Here is a 3,944-nt window from a genome sequence, read left to right on the forward strand (position 1 = left end):
ATCCTACAAACTTTACATACCAAGCATTTCAGGCTGTTTCGTCGCCCCCCCAGCTATTTTAAAGCATTTATCCATTCGGCGATTTACTTTAGTAAAGGGAGCAGGAAGTCGGTAGTTGGGAGATAGAGTGTGAGTTTTTTGTGATAACTGATTACTATCCAATTTCAATAAAAACAAGCTTAGCTATTCTATCCTATAAACCGTTTTTTAAATCTTAACTATTGCCTGCTATATAAACAAATATCCAATAGTAAATACTATAAATATTACACATAATTTAGTTCATCAATAGCTAAAACTATTATTTGTAAATAAATGTAAAATAAATTAATTAACCCTTGCTTTTTTTTGAAAAGTTATGTATAGTATAGAAGGTAACGACTGAAACTAATAGCTGCGCTGGTAATAACTGTTAACCACGACGACCAGCGCAGCTTTCCTCCCTCCTAAAAAGGAGTTATTTCCATGATGCCAAAAATATCACGATCATCAATCCCGGTTGAGTGCATCCCATTTTTACGGTTTGACCCGATAGGTGCTATGGGCATCTTGGTGGAACGGGCATCTTGCCTGTTATCAATATTTGCGAGCGGGCAGGATGCCCACTCTACTGCTACCAAAAATGTGGGTTTTGTAGATGATGCGCCCATACTTGTCTAACCGCTTTTTGTGGAAATTTCGATCGGTTAAAAAGCTGATCGTTTCACCGATAATGGGTAAACAGACATTACCAGGGGGCAATGGAAGCGAACGCATATCTTGAGTGGTGGTTTCCATGGAAATAAGCAAGCTGCAGGGTCAATGCTTATTATCTCTTGCCTGATCCAGGGTACACCCATCTTATAATGCAATACTTCATATTGGAGTAGCCCGCAACCGTAGACCAAGTGCCTGTATTACCTTGAGAACAGTGGCCAAGTCTGGATTACCTTCCATCGACAACACCTGATCAAGACTTTCATGGCCGAGAGCGGTTTCGCGAGCAATTTGTGTCATTGCTTTGGAACGAGCAATATCCCGTAGAGCAGCCACTACCAAGGCAGGATCCCCATCTTCAAGAGCAGCTTCAAGATAGGCAGCCATATCTTCTTTGGTCTCCAGATGTTCTGCCACATCCCAGGGATGGGTTTGGATGTTGGTCATGACGATTTCCTATAACTGTTGTGCTATATCTAGGGCTGTCTTGATATCCCGGTCTTGGGTGCGCTTGTCACCACCTGCAAGGAGGATTATCAAGGTACTCCCACACTGCACGAAATACACCCGGTAGCCAGGTCCATAGTCAATACGCAGTTCCGAAACTCCTCTTCCCACTGGTTTCACATCACCGGGATTGCCCATCGACAAACGACGAATACGAATATCAATACGTGCCCTTGCTTGTCGATCGCGCAAGCCGCTGAACCACTTGGAATACGCTTCGGTCTGGCGGATTTCGATCATGGCTTGTATACTAATAGATACAAAAAGACAACGGATGTCTAACTAATATTGTAGGATATTGCACCTCGCCACTCCTGAGCCACAACTCCCAAATCATGGAGTTATAAACCAGACCTATAATACATTAAAAAACCTTTGCTTCCCCACACCGAAAATTCTCACCAACAACCATACCTCAACAAACCCCAGAAGCGGCAACTACGCCATCACCATCAAACCAGCTTGGTCTAGAATCGGTATCAGTACCAATAACTCTTCCTGTGGCAACCGCTACAGTTTCCGAAGCAGCAACAGTGGATAGTAAAACGTTAACTACCAGAACTGAAATTACCAGTCCAACCCTGGGATTGGGAGAATTCATCTTAGGATTACTGGTGGTAGGGCCACTTGTACCCGCTTCAATCAAGCAATTGATGTATAGATGAATGTAGAGATAAACGATATGGTTAAAAATTGGTTTATTTACAGTATTGTCGCTATTACGGTGATGGGTTGTCAACCCACCACAATTAAAACTAATATCACTCAGTCAACCATAACAGGAGTGACCAATGATGTCACCAATAACAACATTATTCTTAGTGATGCTCCTGAGAAGTGGTGGCAGAAGACTAATATTCACGCTATGGCTGTTAGTCCAGAGAATCCGGAAATCCTCTACGTAGCCACCCATCATGGGTTATTGCAGCGTTCTGAAGCAGGGAAATGGCTGCAAGTTGGCAAAACTCGTTCTAATTTCACCAGCTTTGTGGCTCATCCCAAGGATAGCGGACGATTGTATGCTAGCTTACATCCACCATCAGGAGGCAAGCTCGGTTTTCTGACTAGCTACAATCAAGGGCAACAATGGCAGCTCCAATCCCTGCTGGGGGTAGACTTTCTGACGTTAGCGATCGCACCAGCTAACCCCAAGGTAATTTATGGATGGGCGGTTTCTGGAAAACAAGGCTTGTTGGTTTCAAAAGATGGTGGCAAAACCTGGAATCAATTACCAGCTCATGGACTGGAGGATAATCCCCATAACTTAGTAGTTGACCCCCGCAATCCTGAGCACGTGTTTGCCGCTACAACTCTGGGATTATTTGAGACTAGGGATGGTGGAAAAAGCTGGATTTTAGTCCCCAATTCTCAAGAGTCACTGGTTGCTAGTCTGGCTCTGAAATCCGAAGCAGAAAAAACAGTAATTTATGGATTTCACATCCTTTCAGAAGATTCCGGAGGATTCTTTAAAAGTACCGATGGGGGTAAGACTTGGGAAGCCATAAGCGCAGAAACAGGAGACTTATTTTTGTATATGGCGATCGCCCCGTCTAATCCCGAATTCTTATACGCTGCTAATGATCAGAATGGCATCTTACAATCCAAAGATAGCGGCAAAACTTGGCAACCATTATTCTAATACTATTACTATAGCAAAGGGAGTAGGGAGTAGGGAGTAGGGAGTAGGGAGTAGGGAGTAGGTAATATGGAATCAAAAATTATCACAATTCATTTAGCTACTCTCTAGAATTGATCTTACTATTATGAATACTATAATATAGCGTTGTTAATAGCTATTATCAACACATTATTTTTCCCCTATTGCCTATTGCCTATTGCCTATTGCCTATTGCCTCTTCCCTGCTCCCTGCTCCCTGCTCCCTAAACCCCAGATATTTGTACTTAAAGTGCCCTGAGAATTGATAATTACTATGGCTATTAATAGATTCCGTTTACGTCAATTGCACGCTTGGTTTGCCCCAATTATGATATTGCCAGTGTTGTTGACTGTGATTACAGGTTCCTTATTTCAGGTGGCAGCTCTTACTGATAAAAGTAGTGAATTTATTTGGCTTTTGGAACTGCACAAAGGAAAATTTGGTTCCATTAACTTACAAATGATTTATCCGTTTCTCAATGCCTTTGGTTTATTAACCTTAGCAATTACAGGTATTTCTATGTGGTTTCAGACTCGGCGACGGGTTATAGGGCAGCGCTCACGAAATAGGTAGGAAATAGGAAACAGGGAATAGGGAACAGGGAATAGGGAACAGGGAATAGGGAACAGGGAATAGGGAATAGGGCAAAAATTATGCGTACCTCATAGCTAGGAAAAACGCTATAGCATTTTTATTTGAGATGTAAACATAGGATTGATAGACGAAGCGATGCATCGCTTAAACCACTCTTGACCATGGCATTTGGCATTTGGCATTTTGCCTTAAAAGGCTAATAGCAATCCGTGTAGTAATTGTGATAATTTTGTTTCCTGTTCCCAGATCCGCTGTTCCCTATTACCTAATAGCAGTTCTTGTAGGGTGGGCAGGGTCGCAGACAGATTCACCAAACTGGGCTTTGCGCCTTGGTAGCCACTGCCCACCTTAGAGCTGATTTGTAAACTCGCTGTAATCCTTGTAGGATAAGGCTTCGGCTAAACTAGAACAATTGAACTATTTAATACCAAAAAGACAATCATAGCAAGGTTTTCAGGCTTCTTAAGATTTACTTTACAAATTAGCTCT

6 protein-coding genes are annotated in these 3,944 nt (G+C 42.4%); 2 read left to right on the forward strand and 4 right to left on the reverse strand.

Annotated elements, in window-relative coordinates; genetic code table 11:
• Positions 1-576 precede the first annotated feature (576 nt).
• From AC4II3_RS31800 to AC4II3_RS31815, 4 genes are all read right to left on the reverse strand, one after another.
• Positions 577-777: a hypothetical protein gene (locus AC4II3_RS31800; protein WP_488029805.1), complete on the reverse strand. Its 201-nt coding sequence runs from the start codon at positions 775-777 to the stop codon at positions 577-579.
• A 78-nt stretch (positions 778-855) separates the two neighbouring features.
• Complete coding sequence (locus AC4II3_RS31805) at positions 856-1,143, reverse strand: addiction module antidote protein (protein ID WP_488017018.1); 288 nt, start codon at positions 1,141-1,143, stop codon at positions 856-858.
• 9 nt (positions 1,144-1,152) lie between these two features.
• Positions 1,153-1,443, reverse strand: a complete 291-nt coding sequence (locus tag AC4II3_RS31810; RefSeq protein WP_488017020.1) for a type II toxin-antitoxin system RelE/ParE family toxin — start codon at positions 1,441-1,443, stop codon at positions 1,153-1,155.
• Positions 1,444-1,618: 175 nt separating this feature from the next.
• Entirely contained in the window at positions 1,619-1,804 is a 186-nt protein-coding gene (locus AC4II3_RS31815; protein WP_488017022.1) for a hypothetical protein, read from the reverse strand.
• Between the two features lie 81 nt (positions 1,805-1,885).
• Here AC4II3_RS31815 and AC4II3_RS31820 point away from each other — a divergent pair, with 81 nt between their 5' ends.
• Both AC4II3_RS31820 and AC4II3_RS31825 read left to right on the forward strand, forming a co-directional pair.
• Positions 1,886-2,842 carry a F510_1955 family glycosylhydrolase gene (locus tag AC4II3_RS31820; protein ID WP_488017023.1) on the forward strand — a complete coding sequence of 319 codons (957 nt, stop codon included), beginning with the start codon at positions 1,886-1,888 and terminating at the stop codon, positions 2,840-2,842.
• 292 nt (positions 2,843-3,134) lie between these two features.
• On the forward strand, positions 3,135-3,434 hold the full coding sequence (locus tag AC4II3_RS31825) for a PepSY domain-containing protein (RefSeq protein ID WP_488017025.1): 300 nt from the start codon (positions 3,135-3,137) through the stop codon (positions 3,432-3,434).
• The last annotated feature ends 510 nt before the right edge of the window (positions 3,435-3,944 follow it).

Source organism: Moorena sp., from assembly GCF_982860115.1.

Excerpts from the sequence above, each read along its gene's own strand:
- AC4II3_RS31810 (WP_488017020.1), bottom strand. The coding sequence starts at position 1,443 with ATGATCGAAATCCGCCAGACCGAAGCGTATTCCAAGTGGTTCAGCGGC.
- AC4II3_RS31815 (WP_488017022.1), bottom strand. The coding sequence starts at position 1,804 with ATGAATTCTCCCAATCCCAGGGTTGGACTGGTAATTTCAGTTCTGGTA.
- AC4II3_RS31820 (WP_488017023.1), top strand. The coding sequence starts at position 1,886 with ATGGTTAAAAATTGGTTTATTTACAGTATTGTCGCTATTACGGTGATG.
- AC4II3_RS31805 (WP_488017018.1), bottom strand. The coding sequence starts at position 1,143 with ATGACCAACATCCAAACCCATCCCTGGGATGTGGCAGAACATCTGGAG.
- AC4II3_RS31800 (WP_488029805.1), bottom strand. The coding sequence starts at position 777 with ATGGAAACCACCACTCAAGATATGCGTTCGCTTCCATTGCCCCCTGGT.
- AC4II3_RS31825 (WP_488017025.1), top strand. The coding sequence starts at position 3,135 with ATGGCTATTAATAGATTCCGTTTACGTCAATTGCACGCTTGGTTTGCC.